The sequence below is a fragment of the Flavobacteriaceae bacterium GSB9 genome (assembly GCA_022749295.1).
In the GTDB taxonomy this organism is placed as follows: Bacteria; Bacteroidota; Bacteroidia; order Flavobacteriales; family Flavobacteriaceae; genus Flavisericum.
The window spans coordinates 3532792-3552004 of record CP062007.1 but is presented as its reverse complement, the minus strand read 5'-3'; the positions used below and the strand labels follow the sequence as shown (position 1 = coordinate 3552004).

The 19213-nt window shown below is 35.3% G+C and carries 14 protein-coding genes; 5 read left to right on the top strand and 9 right to left on the bottom strand.

Annotated features, from left to right (window positions below):
- Position 1: 1 nt before the first annotated feature.
- The gene (locus GSB9_03127; GenBank protein UKM66537.1) at positions 2–460 is read right to left on the bottom strand and encodes a hypothetical protein; all 459 of its coding nucleotides are present in this window, start codon (positions 458–460) and stop codon (positions 2–4) included.
- Positions 461–903: 443 nt separating this feature from the next.
- On the opposite strand from GSB9_03127, the gene GSB9_03126 reads away from it, so the two are divergent.
- The 3 genes from GSB9_03126 (at position 904) to GSB9_03124 (ending at position 3175) form a co-directional block, all read left to right on the top strand.
- Complete coding sequence (locus GSB9_03126; GenBank protein UKM66536.1) at positions 904–1677, top strand: LuxR C-terminal-related transcriptional regulator; 774 nt, start codon at positions 904–906, stop codon at positions 1675–1677.
- Positions 1678–2457 (top strand): LuxR C-terminal-related transcriptional regulator, encoded by a 780-nt coding sequence (locus GSB9_03125; GenBank protein UKM66535.1) that lies wholly within the window; start codon positions 1678–1680, stop codon positions 2455–2457.
- Positions 2458–2575: 118 nt separating this feature from the next.
- A complete protein-coding gene (locus GSB9_03124; protein ID UKM66534.1) occupies positions 2576–3175 on the top strand; it encodes a LuxR C-terminal-related transcriptional regulator in 600 nt (199 codons plus the stop codon).
- 74 nt (positions 3176–3249) lie between these two features.
- Here the strand turns inward: GSB9_03124 and GSB9_03123 are convergent, their stop codons facing one another.
- Positions 3250–4029, bottom strand: a complete 780-nt coding sequence (locus GSB9_03123) for an alpha/beta hydrolase (protein UKM66533.1) — start codon at positions 4027–4029, stop codon at positions 3250–3252.
- Positions 4030–4524: 495 nt separating this feature from the next.
- On the opposite strand from GSB9_03123, the gene GSB9_03122 reads away from it, so the two are divergent.
- Positions 4525–5445, top strand: a complete 921-nt coding sequence (locus GSB9_03122; GenBank protein UKM66532.1) for a hypothetical protein — start codon at positions 4525–4527, stop codon at positions 5443–5445.
- A gap of 82 nt (positions 5446–5527) precedes the next feature.
- On the opposite strand, the gene GSB9_03121 is transcribed toward GSB9_03122, so the two are convergent.
- The 6 genes from GSB9_03121 to GSB9_03116 all read right to left on the bottom strand — a co-directional run bounded on the left by GSB9_03121 (position 5528) and on the right by GSB9_03116 (position 15482).
- On the bottom strand, positions 5528–6604 hold the full coding sequence (locus tag GSB9_03121; GenBank protein UKM66531.1) for a formylglycine-generating enzyme family protein: 1077 nt from the start codon (positions 6602–6604) through the stop codon (positions 5528–5530).
- A 172-nt stretch (positions 6605–6776) separates the two neighbouring features.
- The gene (locus GSB9_03120) at positions 6777–8273 is read right to left on the bottom strand and encodes a RagB/SusD family nutrient uptake outer membrane protein (GenBank protein ID UKM66530.1); all 1497 of its coding nucleotides are present in this window, start codon (positions 8271–8273) and stop codon (positions 6777–6779) included.
- 14 nt (positions 8274–8287) lie between these two features.
- Positions 8288–11290 carry a TonB-dependent receptor gene (locus GSB9_03119; protein UKM66529.1) on the bottom strand — a complete coding sequence of 1001 codons (3003 nt, stop codon included), beginning with the start codon at positions 11288–11290 and terminating at the stop codon, positions 8288–8290.
- Positions 11291–11652: 362 nt separating this feature from the next.
- Entirely contained in the window at positions 11653–12978 is a 1326-nt protein-coding gene (gene xylA / locus GSB9_03118; protein UKM66528.1) for a xylose isomerase, read from the bottom strand.
- Between the two features lie 26 nt (positions 12979–13004).
- Positions 13005–14489, bottom strand: coding sequence for an FGGY family carbohydrate kinase (locus GSB9_03117; protein ID UKM66527.1), 1485 nt, complete (start codon positions 14487–14489; stop codon positions 13005–13007).
- 3 nt (positions 14490–14492) lie between these two features.
- Positions 14493–15482, bottom strand: a complete 990-nt coding sequence (locus tag GSB9_03116; protein ID UKM66526.2) for a GntR family transcriptional regulator — start codon at positions 15480–15482, stop codon at positions 14493–14495.
- Positions 15483–15675: 193 nt separating this feature from the next.
- Here GSB9_03116 and GSB9_03115 point away from each other — a divergent pair, with 193 nt between their 5' ends.
- A complete protein-coding gene (locus GSB9_03115; protein UKM66525.2) occupies positions 15676–17499 on the top strand; it encodes a glycoside hydrolase family 97 protein in 1824 nt (607 codons plus the stop codon).
- Positions 17500–17583: 84 nt separating this feature from the next.
- Here the strand turns inward: GSB9_03115 and GSB9_03114 are convergent, their stop codons facing one another.
- Positions 17584–19173 (bottom strand): solute:sodium symporter family transporter, encoded by a 1590-nt coding sequence (locus GSB9_03114; GenBank protein UKM66524.1) that lies wholly within the window; start codon positions 19171–19173, stop codon positions 17584–17586.
- Positions 19174–19213 lie beyond the last annotated feature (40 nt).

Here is a 19213-nt window from a genome sequence, read left to right as displayed (position 1 = left end):
TTTAGTTATTAGGTATTTTTACATAAGCTGCTATACTAGAAGGCGAGTAAGAAAATGGCAAATCAATTTTTAATAAGCTTTCTTTTTCACAATCAGCTGTTATTTTCTGCCCTACAGTTGTTGAAATAGTAATATTTTTAGTAAAAGATTTTCCGCTTTCATAGTCAAGTATTACTATCTCAAAACCAGAGGTCACATCATTGGGAGCTCCATACTTTTCACTTTCATTATGAAGAAAAAGAAACACTTGATTTTTATCAGTATTATCACATTTCACAACGCGGAATTTAACATCAACATGTCCGGGCAATTCCCCTATTAATCTCATTTCCTGAGTTTCTATTGGTGAGGTTTGGGAATTTAGTTGATAGCATGTTGTCATGAACAAAATACTTAACAACATAATGCTGTTCGGATTTTTCCATTTCCAATGAATCAAATCCAGTTTAAAAGTTTTCATAATGGTTGGTTTTTAGTTAATAGCAATACTTAGTCCATAGTATTAACTATGGTAAAAACAAAAAGTAAGATTAATGTAGATAGGGTTGGCTATTAAAAATTAAGAAGGGATGCTTTTAATTAATCTTAAGTTTTTAAAATGGCACCCATGCTATAAAACACGGGCACCTATTTTAAATGCTCCCTAAGAACTAATTAATAGCATTATAAAATTAGAATCCTTATTCGTACCATACAATACCTATTTTTAGGTATTTTTATTCGACTAATCGATAAATATTGCGTTTAAAAGAATTGTTACATACTATTCAAGTCAGATGTTGTTAACAATAGTTCAAAAAAAAAAAGCATTTAAACCTTTTAAAATGTTATATAACAGATATTTTCTAGTGTCATATATAGATTTTTCTTATTTTTAAAGTAAGAGTATTTAGAACCAATGATATGGGTTACGAAAATGAAGATCAACTTTTAAGTATTTGGGACAATCAAAATCTTGTCAATCCATTACAAAAAGAAGTTCAATTAGAATTAATTGACCAGATTGCTTCTCTTTTTGCTATTGGACCTTATTATTATTACATTCTTAATTACAAAACACAAGAAATAGCCTATGTACATAGAGGAATTAAAACCATACTTGGGTTAGAACCACAGTGTTTTAATTTAGATGTACTAAATGCTATAATGAAGCCTGAAGACCTTGCCAGAATGGCGGAAAAAGAAAAAACAGCTTCTCTTTTTTTAAAGCAAAACATAGCACCAAAAGACATTCCTTCTTATAAAATAGCATACTTAATGCGTTTAAAACATCGAGATGGCAGTTATAAAACTATTTTGCACCAAAGCAAAGTTTTAAACCTTACAAATGATGGTGCTGTACAAACATCCATTCATGTCCATACCGATGTAACCTACTTAAAAATGCCTATTAACCATCAAATATCTTTTATAAGTCAAGATTTACCTTCTTATCTTGCCATTAACACCTCAAATTCACCAGAGAAAATCTCAAATACATTAAATAGTATATTAACTAAGCGCGAAAAAGAAATTATTTATCAAATGGCCTTAGGCGAAACTTCAAAAAATATTGCAGATACTTTATGTATATCAGTTCATACCGTAAACACTCATAAAAAAAATATCATGAAAAAATCGAAGTGCAAATGTACTTCAGAGCTTATTAGCCAATGTTTAATGCAAGGAATTATTTAAATGACAAAAAAAAAAGGCATTGATAAAGTTATGAGCGTTTGGAAAGCTCAAAACAAAATTCTTCTTCCAGGAAAACGTCAAGATATAAAGCAAATAGTGAATGAGTTAGCGCGTTTATTTTCTCACAGCTCTTTTTATTACCTCATTATGAATTTTGATATTGCAGATATAGATTATGTAAGTGAAGGTGTTTGTGATGTTTTAGGTATAAGTCCTGAGAAAATGAATTTAGAAAAATTCTTAAGCTTGATGCATCCGGATGATTTAGACAAAATGCATCAAAAGGAACGTACTTCGCTCTCCTTTAAATTGAATAAAATACCAAAAGAAGATATTACCAAATATAAAACAGTATACCTTATGAGATTAAGGCATGCAGATGGCTCTTATCGAACCATTTTACATCAATCTAAAGCCTTTACTGTGTCAGAAGACGGTAAGGTATTTCAAACCATTTGTGTGCATAACGATATTACTCATCTTAACCCAGTCATAGACCATAAAATATCTTTTATAAGTCAAGAATGCCCATCTTATTATGCTTTAGATACAGAAACTGAATTAACATTAATACAAAACAGTTTTAAAGAACTTTTTACCAAACGCGAAAAGGAAGTTGTTAACCTAATTTTACAGGGAAAATCGACTAAACAAATTGCAACATTATTATTTATTTCTATACAAACCGTTAATTGTCATAAAAAGAATATTTTGAAAAAGTCTCACTGCAAAAATACCTCCGATTTAATTTCTACTTGTATTAAAGAAGGTTTTATATAACTTAATTATTATGAAAGTACCTTAAAAAGAGGTTATACAAGTTTGGAATACTAAAAATGGGATTAAGTCTCCTAATTCTGAAACCAATGTTGTAAAAGTTGCAGAACAAATTGCATCTGTGTTCTCTCCAGGCGCTTGTTATTACTTTATTTTTAATTTCAACAACTTAACCTTTGAAATATTAAAAGGTAATATTGAAAATGTTTTAGGAATACTACCAGAAGAAATGAATTTACAATACTTCTTTAAAATTTTACACCCTGAAGATCTTGAAAAGTACCACGAAAAAGAAAAAGTAGGCTTCGACTTTTTAATGAATCATATTCCTACCGAAGACATCCCTTTATATAAAGTAGTTTATTTATTCAGATTAAAGCACAAGAATGGTGGGTATAAAACTATTATGCATCAATCAAGAACCGTAAATGTTTCACAAGATGGACGCGTACAGCAAGTTTTATGTGTACATACAGACCTAACATCTTATAATACACCAATATACCATAGTATTTCATTTTTGAGTGATAGCAGAACCTCTTATTTTTCAGTTACGACAGATCCGCCGTATACATTTAAGGAAAATGTCAATCAATTCAAATTTACTAAACGTGAAAAGGAAATAATTTTAGAAATGACGAAAGGTAAAACGCCTACAGAAATAGCAAATACTATAAACATTGCTTTAAGCACAGTAAATACGCATAAACGAAATATTTAAAAAAAATCTGGTTGTAATAGTACTACCGCATTAATAACAAAATGTATTAGGGCTGGAATAATTTAATTCTTTTCTTACGAAGAAGTAAATACTTCTGATGAAATGTTTTGAATGACACTGATAAATTCTTCTGGTTTTTCTAAACTCGGGTAATGTCCACATTTTTCAAACATGATGAGCTCACATTTACCATTACAACACTTTTGAACTTCTTTTAAATATTCTAAGTTAACACTTGGGTCTTGACGACCAGCGATTATGTATCTCGGAACTTGTAAATTTTTAAAAATTTCATATTCATCAGTAAGATCTCCAAGACTACTTGCAATGGCAGCTCTTACCAAAGGATTAGTTTTTTGAAAATCGGATACAATTAAATCAGCATATTTATCCTCAAAAACAGCAATTTTAGACATTTTATAAATGTCTTCTAATGATGGGGTTTCGGTAAAATATATTTGTAACTCCTTGTTAGGAAGATAGATCTCATCTAGATTTATAGGATATTTTACAGGCGGTGTTCCAAAAATAACGACACCTTTTAAATTATTAATCTTTTGAGCTGCTTCAATTATGAGATGGCCTCCTAAAGAATTACCAACAAGAAGTATCTCATTATCTATGGTGTTAATAAAATCGACACATTTATCAATAAATCTAGATAGAGTAAAATCTTCAATTTTATCATAATTTTCTTGGTTTTCACCATGCCCAGGCAAATCAACGGCTATTTTTGAATAAGGAATATCATCTGAAGTCATTACGGTATCAAACACTCTTGAAGAAGACGAATTTCCATGAATAAAAATAATAGTACCTTTTCTATCTCTATTCTTAAAAGCTTTAAAGCCCATGTTATTTTGTTTTGTTTTGTTTAGTTTAGTTTAGTTTAGTTTATAATACAGAAAAACTTTAATAATAGCTAATCTTAAAAAAACGAATCATGCTTTTTTTGTAATAAATTATTACTTTTAAAATCTAAAATATTTTAATAAATAAAGTTAACACAAACCTGAACACGTTTGTGAACACGATTATAAGAAATTGTGCTTTGTAAACCCCAGTAAATACATTTAAAAAAACGTTTGTGCTAAGTTCTTAACTTAGATGTCTAGAGTTAAAATCTTGATTCACCACAAAATGTAATCATTCCAAACAAACAGGTTTAGTTCACTCTAAATCTTTTGTTTATGGAAAATATTTAGAGGTTGCCTACTAATTCTCCTTATTTATCCAAAGAAACAAGAATACTATTGTTCTATTATCCCAATTGATATACTTTTGCAATCTAAATATAAATTCCTCAATTAACAAACAATCATTAAAACCAGAATAAAAAGATAATTATAATGAAGTTTAATAACTCGGCATTTACAAGACAGGAAAACAACAACAATGTTTGGTTGTCCCAAAATAATAATCAAGAATTTAGTTTTACTGACCACGGTATTACTCCTACTGTGCTTAAAAGTGAAGCTGAAGTTGGACGTGCCATGTTAAATGAGCTATACAGCACTGCAGCGTCGAAAGAGGGGGACATTAACATTGCACTTCTTGGTGGAAGAGGTGCCCAAGAATTGCACCGTTTGCTTGGAGCCTTGGCTAAAACTGAAGAACAAGACAAACTACTGGCTCGACTAAATGTTTTTACTCAAGATGCCCTAGCGCCAATGAGTATGGATAATGGTTTTAGTTTTGTCAGGGATTTTGAGCGCATTTTAGGCGACGATTTTTTTAAAAAGATTAAGAGCTTTACCCCGATGCGCACCGACACTGAAGATTTAGAGTCTTCGTTAAAAGAGTACCTAACTAAATTAGATGAACTGGGAGGATTGGATATTTTTTTCATTGGTCATGGTCCGGAAGAAAACCAAGCATCCCATCTTGCCTATATAAAACCATTTTCTGGAGCCAAAAGTCATCATGTTGCTGGAATAATACCAATATCAAATAGTATTTTGGAACATCACATTAGCAAGTTCAAGGCTGGTGGCAGTCTTGTGAATGAAAGTGATGAAAAAGAGTGTAGATCGGCTAAATACATTCTTACCTTAGGACCTGCTGCCATATTACAAGCCAAAAAAATAGTCCAGTCTGTCGTTGATGCTGATTCGGCCCCGGCTAAAGTTCAAACTTATGCCAATGTGCTGAATACGGAATTGAGTACGAACAACGATGAAGCTGAACAACAATTGAATGCCAACCCTGGATTATGGATAAGATTACATCCAAATACTAAATCGTTTGTATTACCTAGTTTGAACTTGTAATACTTTTAAAAACAGCTATTCGACTCATTAAAAAAATGAAGTTTTTATTCTAATTTGCACTAGTATTGACCAATTCAATTACCTATTTCTCTAACATATCGGGGGTGGCAACTGTTCTAAAACCGACATGGTCTGAGCTTGAATCAAAGCTTGTCCCCATTTTTGCCGATATTCTAAAACTGGCACAATAGGACGCATTGCATAAAAACGACCCGCCTTTAATGACATGCTCTTTCTGATAAGGGTTATCAGGGCTGAAACCAATACTTGCTCCCTTTGGATTTACAATTGGCTTTGAAGTATCGAGCTCTTTATAGTAGTTTACATTGAATAAATCGTTTGTTAGTTCCCAAACATTTCCCATCATATCATAAATTCCAATACTATTGGGTTCGTATGATTTTACAGGAGCGATAAATGGATATCCATCCTTTGGTTCATTTTTGACAGGAAAAACACCTTGCCAAGTGTTGGCCTTTTCATTTAAAACTTCTGGATTGTTTCCCCATGTGTAAATTTTATCTAATTGATTTCCTTGTGCTGCAGACTCCCATTCGGCCTCAGTTGGCAATCTTCGGTTGGCCCATTTACAATAAGCCAATGCATCCTCATAAGCTATGTGCACGACTGGAAAATCATCCTTTCCTTCAATAGAACTATCTGGCCCCTGTGGATGTTTCCAGTTAGCTCCGGTTTTCCATGTCCACCATTGCGAATAATTACCCATTGAGGCTATTTTGTTTACGTTTCTGTTAAAAATTAAACTTCCTGGCTTCAAAACAGAATCGTGAGGTTTTGGTGTGCCCAAAGGCAAATCTTTTTTCATCTCCTCCCAGACTATAGGCCTTTCCGCAACTGTAATATAATTAGTGGCATTTACAAAAGCTTGAAATTGTTTATTAGTTACCTCGGTGTCATCTATAAAAAAGCCATCGACAGTTACTTGGTGCGCAGGTTTTTCTCTAGGCATGGCATATTGGTCTCCTGTTTTTGCTCCCTGTACAAAAGTTTTGGTCTCTACCCAAACCATTCCTTTTGGTGCAATAAAATTGGAAGCAGCTTTTAAAAGTTCGTCATTAGATTTTTTGCTAATATTCCTGCAATTGAAAAAAAGCGTAGCCAATAAAAAGCAAATGAGAATTGATGTTTTGTTTTTCAATTATTTATGTTTTAGAAAACACTAATGTAAAAAAAAATAGTATGTACTAAATTTAAATTCACACCTTAATATAAGGATTTGACTTTTCAACTTTACTACAAAAGATTTAAAGAAAAAAAGGCTTAGCGAGAGCTAAACCTTTTTATAAAACTAATTATACTAAACTCAATTTCTAGTAACCTTCATTTTGCTCTAAATTTGAATTAGCTAAAACATCGGCCGGCGGAATAGGATAAACCAAATACTTAGCATCTGAAGCCTCCTTCAATGTCCACGAACCTAAGAATTTCCCAAAACGAATCATGTCTTGTCTTCTATGCCCTTCCCAATACAATTCACGACCTCTTACATCTAGTAAAACATCGAGGTTTATTTCAGTTAATGGGTCTAGGTCTCTTGCTTCACGAAGTTCGTTTACAATATCCAAGGCTCCAGATTCTCCTTTTCTTAACAATGCCTCAGCCTTTAATAATAACATATTTGAATATCTTAACAATACCCAGTCGTTATCTGCTGAACGTGGATTATTATAATCTGGAATGTACTTCACTGGTCTGTAACCATTCCATAGAGATGCTCCGTTTATCGTTGGTATTTCCTTAGTGAAGACAACATCTGGTATAGGTGTTCCGTCTGCGTTATATTGCTGACCAGTTAAAAAGCCTGCATTATAACCATATTCTTGAGTAATTGGATGCTCATAATACATTCTGACATCGCCTTCTTGAAACAAATCATATACTTCCGGAGTTGAAGCATAACCATTCCAACCGCCACCTGTTGGCAATGGTATTTCAGATGGAAAAATAGCACTCCACCAAACCCAAAGTGAATTATTTAATATTCCGCCTCGGCTTTCAATAGTAAACACTAGCTCAGAAGATACTTCGTTATTATCAGGTCCAAAACTGTCCCAATAAAAATCTAATTCAAGACCTTGAAGGGCATCTACATATTCAATAACCTTATCCATATCAGCATTGCTGAATTGTGGATTGGCCTTATTATCATAAACCCCTCTATTAATGTACAAGACAGCAAGAAGTCCACGAGCTGCATTTTGCGACGCTAAATAGGCTGGGCCGGTCGCTGGTAAATTAGGTAAGGCCCACTCAACCTCAGAAATAATAAAATCTACTGCTTCCTGTCCTTTTAGCACGGTTGAAGGCTCTAGCAAATTATCGCCTGGTTCTCTAAAAGGCACCTGCCCATATAAATCCAACACAGTGTACATAAAATAGGCTCTCAAAAAACGAGCTTCGGCCTCAATCTCGACATTTGGTGCAAAAGACAAGATATTGGTGGCATCAAATGTTCCCCTGTTTAAATTTCTCCAAAGTGTTTGAATATACCCATTTTCAGGTGTCCAAGTATGTTGATGTATTTCCCTAAAAACACCTCCATTATCCCAGCCCGAAGGTCTTGAAGGCACTACTGCGGCGTCAGCACTAATTTCTTGCAACAACCATACAGATTGTGCATGCTGAATAAACCGGCTGTCGAAATTACGATAAGCTTTTTCCAATAAAGCACTAAAATCTGCATTTTCGGTTAAAAAGGTTTCAGCCTCTTCTCTTGGAAGGTTTGAGTACAAGTCCTCATCAAGATTGGTACAGGAAGCCAACACGGCTACTGCGGCTACTGATGATAATATTTTTAATAGTTTCATATCTTTTTATTTTTTTACAGTTGTACATTAAGCCCTAAAATAAGACTTCTTGAAGGCGGGTAAGGGATATATTCAATACCGTAGGAAGGCACACCGCCCACCCCTCTATCGGTGTTAACTTCTGGATCAAATCCACTGTAATTGGTAATCAAAAACAGATTTTGTCCAGTTAGTGATACCCTAAGATTCTTAATAATGTCGCCATAGCTTCCAAAGTTATAGGCTAATGAAGCATTTTGTAAACGGATGAAATCGCCGTTTTCCAGGTAGCGTGTAGATACCACATTAGAATTGCCCATACTTTCATTACCTAAACCTATTTCTGGAGAAGAGTTTCTCCCCAATCCTAAATTAGATGTGGTGATAAGTGCGTTGGCGGTATTGTTATATACCTGAAACCCAAAAGCACCATTTAAACTCATATTAAAACTAAACTTTCCATAATCTATAGAGGTATTCAAACCTAAAAGCATATTGGCGTTGGGGTCTCCCGCATAAACTTGCTCATCAGAGTATTGTGCAACCCCATTAGCATCCAAACCTTCAAACTCTAGCATTTTAAATACGTATAATGGCTGGTTGTTAGCCAACTGTTGTGAATTTGAACCGCCTCCAAGACCATTACCGTTAATTTGTCCGGTTAAAATAGGCTCACCTCCGTAATCTTCAAACGTATTGTTCAAGAATGTCACGTTAGCCCCAACATCCCAGTGTAATTTATCGTTTTGTGCCACAACACCATTTAGCATCAACTCCACTCCATTATTTTTGATTTTAGCAGGTAAGTTGGTCCAAAATTGAGCAGCTGGAGCCGGCTGAATAGTTGGCAATTGGAATAACAAATCAGTTGTTATTTTGTCGAAATATTCTATGGAACCTGATAATTTAGATTTAAATAATTCAAAATCAAGTCCGATATTTAAATTTTTAGTGGTTTCCCATTTTAAATCTGGATTGGCCACATTAACCAATGATAAAGACTGGTTTCCAAAAGCATAACGCTCTTTTGATGCTCCAGCCGGAAATTCCTGATTACCCGTTTTACCCCAACCTACTCTAAATTTTAAGTTGTCTATGGTGTTAGAATCTTTTAGGAAATCTTCTTCACTCATCACCCAAGCACCTGCAAATGATGGGAAATAGCCATATTTATTGTTGGCACCAAACTTGGTAGAACCATCAGCTCTGAAAGTGGCGGTTAATAAATACCTATCTCTAAATCCAAAATTTACACGGCTTAAAAATGACTGCAATTGGTTCACAGGATCTCTGAAAGAACTTACACGTACATTTTCGCTGGCAGGATTTTGTAAAATATCGGTCCCCAAGACATCAAACATAGTAAAACCTGTGGCTGAAATTCCTGTGGTGTAACTTTTATAATCTTGAAATTCGTATCCAGCCAAAGCATCTAAATGCCAATTATCAAACTCTTTGGAATAATTTAAAATGTGTGAAATAGTCGTACTTGTTAATTCTGAAGTATTCACTACAGCTTGACCTAAATCTGTAATGGTGTTTAGAAATAAATTCCCTGAAATATCAACTTGTCGATTACCTTTTGAATGATTAACACCTAAACCAAATCTGTAGCTTAATCCATCAACAATATTTAAAGTTGCTCCAAAACTTCCCAACACATTGCTCACTGAACTTTTATCATTATAATACTGGATTAAGGCTAATGGATTAGTTGGTAAACCAGCAACTGTACTTCCACCGTTTATATACTCACGCTGTACAAAACTGCCATCGGGATATCTAAACGGAACGGTTGGGTTCCATTCTATAGCATTACCGATTAAACTACCATTTATATTTGAGTCTTCAGCAATTGGCGCACCAGATTCCGCTGTATTTGATGCTATTAAACTGATATCCAACACCAACCTATCTTCTGGTAAAAACTTAAATTTAGAAGTGATGTTTGCTGTGTATTTCTTAAGTTCGTTTTCTTTTATAATACCTTGCTGGTCTAAATATCCTGCAGAAACCCTATAGTTACTTTTTTCTGATCCTCCTGAGATGGAAAGATTGACTTGATTAGTAAAGGCCGTACGCATAATCTCATCAAAAGCATCAACAGACTCCCCGCCATCATACTCTGGTATACCTCTATTATCCAAAGCATTTCTAAAAGAATTGCCATTCATAATATCTAATTTTCTGGCCATAAAACTAATTCCAGAATTTAAATCTAGTGATAGACTAGGAGCACCAACTTTTCCTTTTTTTGTGGTAATCATGACCACTCCGTTAGCACCTCTAGACCCGTAAATAGCTGTTGCCGAGGCATCTTTTAAAATATCAATAGTTGCAATATCATTAGGGTTAATAAAGTTTAACGGGTTAGAGCCGCTTGTAGCACCAATTTCTCCAGCACTTACATCTGGCTTAGTATTTCTTCCGTCAATAGGCACACCATCTACAACAAAAAGTGGTTGGCTACCAGATCTTACAGACGAAATTCCTCTAATTTTAATTGTAGCTTCGCCTCCAGGCATTCCGCTGTTGTTTACGATTTCTACTCCAGATACTTTTCCTTGAATCAATTGATCTGGAGAAACATTAACCCCTTTATTAAAAGACTTTTCGCCAACACGTGTTACAGCTCCAGTAAGATCTTTGACCTTAGTGGTTCCGTACCCTACCACCACAACGGCTTCAAGGCTTTCAACATCTTCAGAAAGAACAACGTTTATGCTTTCGCCTTGGCTAACTTGAACTTCTTTTGTTTGGTAGCCTATAATTGAAAAAATCAGGGTAGCCGAAGTTTGGCTCAGTTCTAGTTCAAAATTTCCATCAAAATCTGAAACAGCCCCATTCTTTGTGTTCTTTTCAATAACATTTACCCCGATGAGAGGCATTCCTGATTGGTCTTTAATGGTTCCTTTGACGGTAAGGTTTTGATCGAAACTCAATCCGTCAGAGTCAATTTTTTTTGTGGTCGAGGCCGCTACCGACTGAACCACAAACAGTACACTTAGCAGTAAACTACGTACAATTTTAATTTTCATATAATGCTTATTTAAGTTAGTTAAATTTGGCACAACGCCTCTGGAAATATTATCAATAAAGAATAGTAATATTGATATATTCTCAATATTTCCGTGTCTAAATTATAAATTCAACCAATTAACTTAAATATTTTTGAACAATGGTCAATTTTATAAACAAAAACTTACCAAAAATAATGTGCGATTTATATGTAAAAACCTAGAAAAAAGGAGGGAGAAGTTGGTTATAGAAAAGCCATCTAATATTGGAGATTCTGATTGACGTAAGCTTGTGTTTGCTCTAGTTTATCAAAGTAAAAAAGTGCATTTATAAAAAAAGGTTTAGCAAATGCTAAACCTTTTAAATATAGCTTACTAAAATTTTATATATACTGGTTTATTATATTTTCAAACAACTCTTGTTTACCACTCTTTAGCGGTAGTTCTCCATTTTCTTGAGCTATTTTGTATAAATCTTCCATGGTTAATTTACCAGCTTCAAAATCCTTTCCTTTTCCGGAGTCAAAAGAAGCGTAACGTTCTTCCCTTAATTTTTCGTAAGGTGAAGACGAAATAATTTTATCGGCAATCAACAATGCTCTAGCAAAGGTATCGGCCCCACCAATATGCGCATGGAACACATCTTCTAAATCGGTGGAGTTTCTTCTTATTTTAGCATCGAAGTTTACACCACCACCTTGCAAACCACCAGCTTTCAGGAATACCAACATGGCTTCGGTAGTTTCTTGGATGTTATTTGGAAATTGATCGGTATCCCAGCCGTTTTGGTAGTCACCACGATTCGCATCTAAACTTCCCAACATACCAGCTTTTGCAGCTACTTCAATTTCGTGTTGGAAGGTGTGCTGCGCCAACGTAGCATGATTTACCTCAATATTGATTTTAAAGTCTTTGTCAAGACCATACTCTTTCAAGAAACCAATAGCTGTAGCCGTATCGAAATCGTATTGGTGCTTCATAGGCTCCATTGGTTTTGGTTCAATAAAGAAATTTCCTTTAAACCCTTGAGCTCTAGCGTAGTCTCTGGCCATAGTTAAAAATTGCGCCATATGGTCCAATTCGCGGCCCATATCGGTATTCAACAAACTCATGTAACCTTCGCGGCCACCCCAAAACACATAATTCTCACCATTTAATTTTATAGTAGCATCCAAAGCTAATTTAACTTGTCCGCCAGCACGAGCAACAACATCAAACTCTGGGTTTGTTGCCGCTCCGTTCATATAACGTGGGTTTGAAAAACAGTTAGCTGTTCCCCAAAGCAGTTTTACGCCAGAATCAGCTTGTTTTTGTTTTAAGTAATCTGTAATTGTTCCTAATCTAGATTCTAATTCTGAAAATGAAGCTCCTTCACTAACCAAGTCCACGTCATGGAAGCAGTAGTATCCAAATCCCATTTTGGTAATAAACTCAAAAGCCGCATCAGCCTTATCTTTTGCAGCCTGAATTGGATCTGATGATTGATCCCATTCAAAATTTTGGGTTCCTGGGCCAAATGGATCACCTCCTTGTCCGCAGAACGTGTGCCAGTAAGCTACCGAAAATTTAAACCATTCACGCATAGTTTTACCTGCAACCACCTGATCGGGGTTGTAGTATTTAAACGCCAACGGGTTATCTGATTCTTTTCCTTCAAATTTAATGTCGCCAATACCTTTGTAATATTCCTTGTTTCCTATTAATGCCATAATTAAAATTTTATTTTGATGATTCGTTACTTGTTTAATATAATTTCTAGTTCGTTTTTCCAGTTTCTGTAAGCCTCAGAATAAGGTGCTTTATCTTTGAGAGGCTTAAATGTCATTACATAATCATTATCGATAATATTCTTTCCGAAGCTTTCAAAATCGCCTTTATGCAAATCTGACGCTCTAGCAGCCCCAATAGCACCAGTTGTATTGTAAATTTCAATTTCTTGGTCGATGAGCGTTGCTACAGTATTCGCAAAAATTTCAGATCGGAACAAATTATCGTTTCCCGCGCGCATAACTTTAGGCTCTATGCCGTCCGACCTCATAATCTCCATACCATAAACAAACGAAAAGGCAATACCCTCTAACGCTGCTCGACATAAATGGCCTTTATCATGGATATTTAAGTTTAAATTAACTATGCGCGTTCCTATTTCTTTATTGTTTAACATACGTTCTGCGCCGTTACCAAAAGGAATTAGGCAAACACCATCTGATCCTACTGGAATGTTAGACGCCAAAGTATTCATTTCGTCATAACCAGCTACATCCAAATTGTTCAACAACCAACGGTATTGAATACCGGCTCCGTTAATGCACAATAACTTACCTATTCTAGCGGCTTCTCCTTTAGTATAGTTAACATGGGCAAAATTATTAACACGAGCACTTTCCTTAACCGAAAGGCTATCGGTAATAGCATAAACTACCCCCGATGTTCCTCCGGTTGCTGCGACTTCCCCTGGATTGAACACGTTTAGCGAGAGTGCATTATTGGGTTGATCTCCTGCTCGATAAAAAATTGGAGTTCCGGCGGCTATACCGCTTTCGGCTGCTCCTTTTTTATCAACAACCGACTGATTCCCGAAGGTATCTACAATGTCAGGTATCAAATATTTTTCGATACCATAATGCTCCAAAAGAAAATCGGCAACAGAACCGTTTTCGAAATCCCAAAATATCCCTTCTGAAAGCCCTGAAATTGTTGTATTTATTGTATTTGAAAATTTATAAGCGATATAATCGCCCGGTAACATAAACTTATATGTTTTCTTGAAAATTTCCGGTTCATTATCCTTGACCCATTTTAATTTTGAAGCCGTAAAATTTGCTGGCGAATTAAGCAACTTTGATGCACATTTGTCTTCTCCTAATTCAATGAAAGCCTTATTACCTGTTTCGACTGCTCGGCTATCACACCAAATAATACTTTTTCTTAAAGGTGTTCCATTTTCATCTACAATTACCAAACCATGCATTTGGTACGAAATACCAATTCCCTTGATTTGATCGGCAGCAATACTGTATTTATCCTTTAGCTTTTTTATGGCCTTACAGGCGTGTTTCCACCAATCGTCTGGATGTTGTTCGGCCCAACCGTTTTTGGGAGCATCCATGCTCATTTCTTTCTCGGGCTCTTGGGTAACGCCCACGCTTTTGCCTGTTGCTACTTCAACAATAGCAGCCTTAATTGACGAGCTTCCTATATCTAATCCTAAATAGTACATGGTTTATAATGATTCTCTTAAAGTTAATGTTGTTGGTATATATTTTTGTAATGGTGCATTATTGGTTACAAATGCAGCCGCTTGTAAGCCCATTTCTTTAAAGTTGGTTGAAACCACAGAAATTCCCTTATATATAAATTGTTTCATTGGCGTTTCGTTGTATGACAAAAAACCAACGTCTAAGCCAGGCTCAAAATTCATTTCTCGACATTGCTCTAAAAAATAGCCTAAAATACGATCACTTACACTTATATAAGCTTCACCTTTGTTTATTTTAAACGCTTCGGGATCTGTAATAATTTTATATTTAAAAGTATTGGCCTCACAGAAGTTTTTAAAGTAGGTCACCGATTCTGTTGGGTGATTGGTAAATGTTGGATAAACAAACACTAGTTTTTTGTACTTTTTAAAGGTATCAAGAGTCTCGTTTAAGGCTTCATAAAACGATGCTCCAAAATCTTGAAACACATAATTGTTTGATGTTGTGGAATGCACCGACCAATCGATCAGTAAAAGATCAGAATTCTCAAAATCTGCCAATACCTGCGGAACATCTTTGTGATTAAAATTCATTACCACATATTTATAATACCGTCCTTTACTGTTGTTTAAGATGGTTCTAAAATTGTCGATTTTGTAATGATGAAACTGTATATCTACAATAATGTTCTTTGGAAGATTGTTTACAAAAGCATGGTAAAGCACCTCTTTATAAGCCTTAAAAGTATCTAAAACCAACAGCACTTTTCGGGTGTTACCCGCCACATAATACCCTTTGTTGGGTACCGACTCCACCACTCCATTTTCTCTTAATATAGAATATGCCTTAAAAACGGTATCTCTGGACAAACTGTAATCTTTACAAATACTATTCACAGATGGCAGGGCATCGCCGCTGGTAATGGTATTGTTTGCCAAAGCATCATTAATAGCGTTAACTAACTGTTGATACTTTGGTATTTCACTATTAAAATCGAAGTCAAATATTTGCAAACCGTTCTGTTCTGTTCTGGTATGCAAATATATAAATTTTCTAACTCCTATCTATTTTTTTTGTATTTTCACAAGTGTCACTAAAACACTTATTATGAGATTCCTTTTCTCCTTTCTACTTCTTTGCCTTGTCTTATTGTCATGCCATTCAAAAAGAACATCATTCACTTTAAAAAGCCCCGACGGATCACTTATGGTCAAACTAGAAGCTACAAAAAACCAAACCATTGAATATAAAGTTTTCAAAAACAGTTATTTAGTTATTGACCAATCACAATTAGGACTAATTAGGGACGATGGGAATTTTTACAAAGCCCTAAGACTCAATACAGTTTCTGATGCTGAAACCATTAACGAATCGTACACCATGTTGCAGGGCAAACAAAAAGAAATTACTTATCAAGCTAATAAATATGTTGTTGAAACCGAAAATAATGATGCACAAAAAATGGATATCATTTTTCAACTATCAAATGATGGTTTAGCTTTTAGATACCATTTTACAGACACTTCCTCTGAAATAAAAACAATACTCGAGGAGAAAACCACCTATAATTTTCCAAAAAACACAAAAGCCTGGTTGCAACCCATGTCTAAGGCCAAAACTGGCTGGGAGCATGTACATCCCTCTTACGAAGAGCATTATGAAAGCGGTATTGCCGTGAGTAAAAAACCTCCCATCAACGAAGGCTGGGTTTATCCAGCATTATTTAAAACCGATAGTGTTTGGACTCTAATTTCGGAAACCGCACTAGCCGAAAATTATTGTGGAACCCGGTTAAAATACAACGATTCCGTTGATGTACTACAAGTTACATTTCCACAAAAAGAAGAAGTTTTCCCTAACGGTGCACTCAACCCAGAATCAAAACTCCCTTGGCTGACACCTTGGCGTACACTCACCATTGGTTCTTTAGGCACCATCGCAGAAAGCACCATGGGTACCGATTTAGCCGAGGAGGCCATTAATATGGATACTTCCTTTATTAAAAGCGGCTTAGCCTCATGGAGTTGGGCGCTTTTAAAAGATAAATCCGTCAATTACAACACCACAGTTCAATTTATAAATTATGCCGCTTCTATGAACTGGCAATACTGCTTAATTGATGTAGATTGGGATACCCGAATTGGGAACGAAAAAATTAAGGACTTGGCTGATTATGCAAGATCTAAAAACGTAAAACTTATAGTTTGGTACAATTCGTCAGGCTCTTGGAACACAACGCCCTATCACCCTAAAAGTAAATTGCTCACGCAAAAGGATCGCATTGCTGAATTTAAAAAATTAAATGAATTGGGTGTTTCTGGTATTAAAGTAGACTTTTTTGGAGGTGATGGCCAGTCCATGATTGCCTATTATCACGATATTTTAAAGGATGCCGCCAAGCATGAGCTACTGGTTAATTTTCACGGTGCAACCCTCCCCCGTGGTTGGCACCGAACTTACCCGCATTTAATGACCGTAGAAGCTATAAAAGGTGAAGAATTTATAACATTTGAACAAGCCAATGCCGATTTACAACCCACCCATTGTGCCTTGTTGCCTTTTACAAGAAATACCTTCGACCCCATGGATTTTACTCCCATGGTTTTAGATTCCATACCAAATATCAATAGAATAACCACCAAAGGATTTGAATTGGCGCTACCCGTTTTATTTCTGTCGGGAATCCAGCACATTGCAGAAACTCCCACAGGAATGGCTAAACAGCCAGATTTTGTGATTGAATACCTTAAAAAAATACCAACCAACTGGGATGAATCAAAATTTATTGCTGGCTTCCCTGCAAAAGATGTGATTATAGCCAGAAGAAAAAATAATATCTGGTTTATAGTTGGTATTAATGGTGAAAATAAATCGAAAACCTTTAATATAGATTTATCTTTTGTTAACAACGAGGAGGGATTTATAATAACCGATGACACCAAAAACGGATTTGTTCAAAATAATATAAAGCCATCATCTTCCGTAAATATAAAAATGAAACCCTACGGTGGTTTTGTTATGAAATTTTAAATTTTCATACAGACAATAAAAAAGGGAGTAATCAAATGATTACTCCCTTCCTCTTTCGTATAAAATTAAGTTTTTCTAAGACATCTAAGACAAGTATATATAAAGCCCAACCACGGCTGCTACAACGGCATAGCCAACAGGTTTTAAGAATTTCCATGGTGTAATATCGACTTGTTTTGTATATTCTTGTAAATAATCCGTTTCTCTTGGAAAGAACTTACTAACTACAAACATTATAATTACTACCAGTGCGAAAAGCATTCCCATTAAATGTAAAAAATGAGGGAAGTAGGTACCAGACTCAATGCACATTGGTCTGACCACATACAATAAAATTAAATACGTCAACGCACTAAATAAAATAGCAATGTTTGCAGCCTTTCCTGAAACACGCTTAGTGAATATACCAACAATGATAATAGCTAAAATTGGCACACTATGTGTTCCATTTAATTCTTGAAGATATGTAAAAACTCCACCCTGAACACCATAAAGTAATGGAGCAATAGCCATCGAGAATAATGCCAATACAATACCAAACGTTTTACCAGCCCTAACAACTTCCTTTTCTGTTGCATCGTGCTTAAAATATGTTTTGTAAAAATCTAGACCAAATAGTGTCACCGAACTGTTCAAGGCACTGTTAAAAGAACTTAAAATAGCACCAAACAACACTGCCGCAAAGAACCCTATAAACGCTAAAGGTAATACTGCTTTAACAACCATCGGGTAAGCTTCGTCTGCGTTAGCTAAATCGCCATTAAATAAATAAAAAGCAATAATACCAGGAAGCACAACAATAAATGGGCCTAATATTTTAATGAATGCCGCCAACAAAAGTCCTTTTTGACCTTCCTGCAAGTTTTTAGCTCCTAGGGCCCTTTGAATAATGGCTTGGTTGGTTCCCCAATAATAAAAATTTACAATAATCATTCCCGTAAATAGTGTCCAAAAAGGCACATCGGAATCGGGTCCTCCAATGATATTAAATTTCTCAGGAAGTTCTGTAGTTAAAGTTTTCAACCCTCTAAAAACATTTCCATCACCTATCTTCATTAAACCAAAAATTGGAATTAACGACCCTCCAACAATTAAACCAACGGCGTTAATGGAATCGGAAACGGCTACCGCTTTCAGTCCTCCAAAAATCGCATAGATACTCCCTATAATTCCTATAGTCCAAACCGTTACCCAAAGTGCTCCTTTTGGTCCCATACCCAACATTTCAGGAATATCGAACATGGTATTAATTGCCAAGGCGCCCGAATACAATACTGTAGGCAGCATTGAAATTGCATACCCTAACAAGAACAATAACGATACGATGGTTTTTGTGGATTTTCCATATCTATCCTCTAAAAACTGGGGAATCGTAGCTATACCACTTTTAAGATATTTTGGCAATAGCACAAACGCCGTAAAAACCATAGCGATAGCAGCAACAACCTCGTAAGCCATAATAGGGATACCATCTCTAAAGGATACACCATTCATACCTACAATTTGCTCGGTTGACAAGTTGGTAAGTAATAAAGAACCCGCAATTACCGGTCCTGTTAAACTTCTTCCCCCTAAGAAATAACCATCAGAAGATGTTTCGTCAGTTTTTCTTGTTGACCACCAAGCTATAACAGCCACCAAAAGTGTAAAGGCTGCAAAAGAAATCAAACCCATAATTTAATTAGTTTAGTTAGTAAATTTTAAAATCGGACGA

Coding starts and splice junctions, on each gene's coding strand:
- GSB9_03127 (UKM66537.1), bottom strand. CDS start 460: ATGAAAACTTTTAAACTGGATTTGATTCATTGGAAATGGAAAAATCCG.
- GSB9_03126 (UKM66536.1), top strand. CDS start 904: ATGGGTTACGAAAATGAAGATCAACTTTTAAGTATTTGGGACAATCAA.
- GSB9_03125 (UKM66535.1), top strand. CDS start 1,678: ATGACAAAAAAAAAAGGCATTGATAAAGTTATGAGCGTTTGGAAAGCT.
- GSB9_03123 (UKM66533.1), bottom strand. CDS start 4,029: ATGGGCTTTAAAGCTTTTAAGAATAGAGATAGAAAAGGTACTATTATT.
- GSB9_03122 (UKM66532.1), top strand. CDS start 4,525: ATGAAGTTTAATAACTCGGCATTTACAAGACAGGAAAACAACAACAAT.
- GSB9_03120 (UKM66530.1), bottom strand. CDS start 8,273: ATGAAACTATTAAAAATATTATCATCAGTAGCCGCAGTAGCCGTGTTG.
- GSB9_03119 (UKM66529.1), bottom strand. CDS start 11,290: ATGAAAATTAAAATTGTACGTAGTTTACTGCTAAGTGTACTGTTTGTG.
- xylA (UKM66528.1), bottom strand. CDS start 12,978: ATGGCATTAATAGGAAACAAGGAATATTACAAAGGTATTGGCGACATT.
- GSB9_03117 (UKM66527.1), bottom strand. CDS start 14,489: ATGTACTATTTAGGATTAGATATAGGAAGCTCGTCAATTAAGGCTGCT.
- GSB9_03115 (UKM66525.2), top strand. CDS start 15,676: ATGGTCAAACTAGAAGCTACAAAAAACCAAACCATTGAATATAAAGTT.
- GSB9_03114 (UKM66524.1), bottom strand. CDS start 19,173: ATGGGTTTGATTTCTTTTGCAGCCTTTACACTTTTGGTGGCTGTTATA.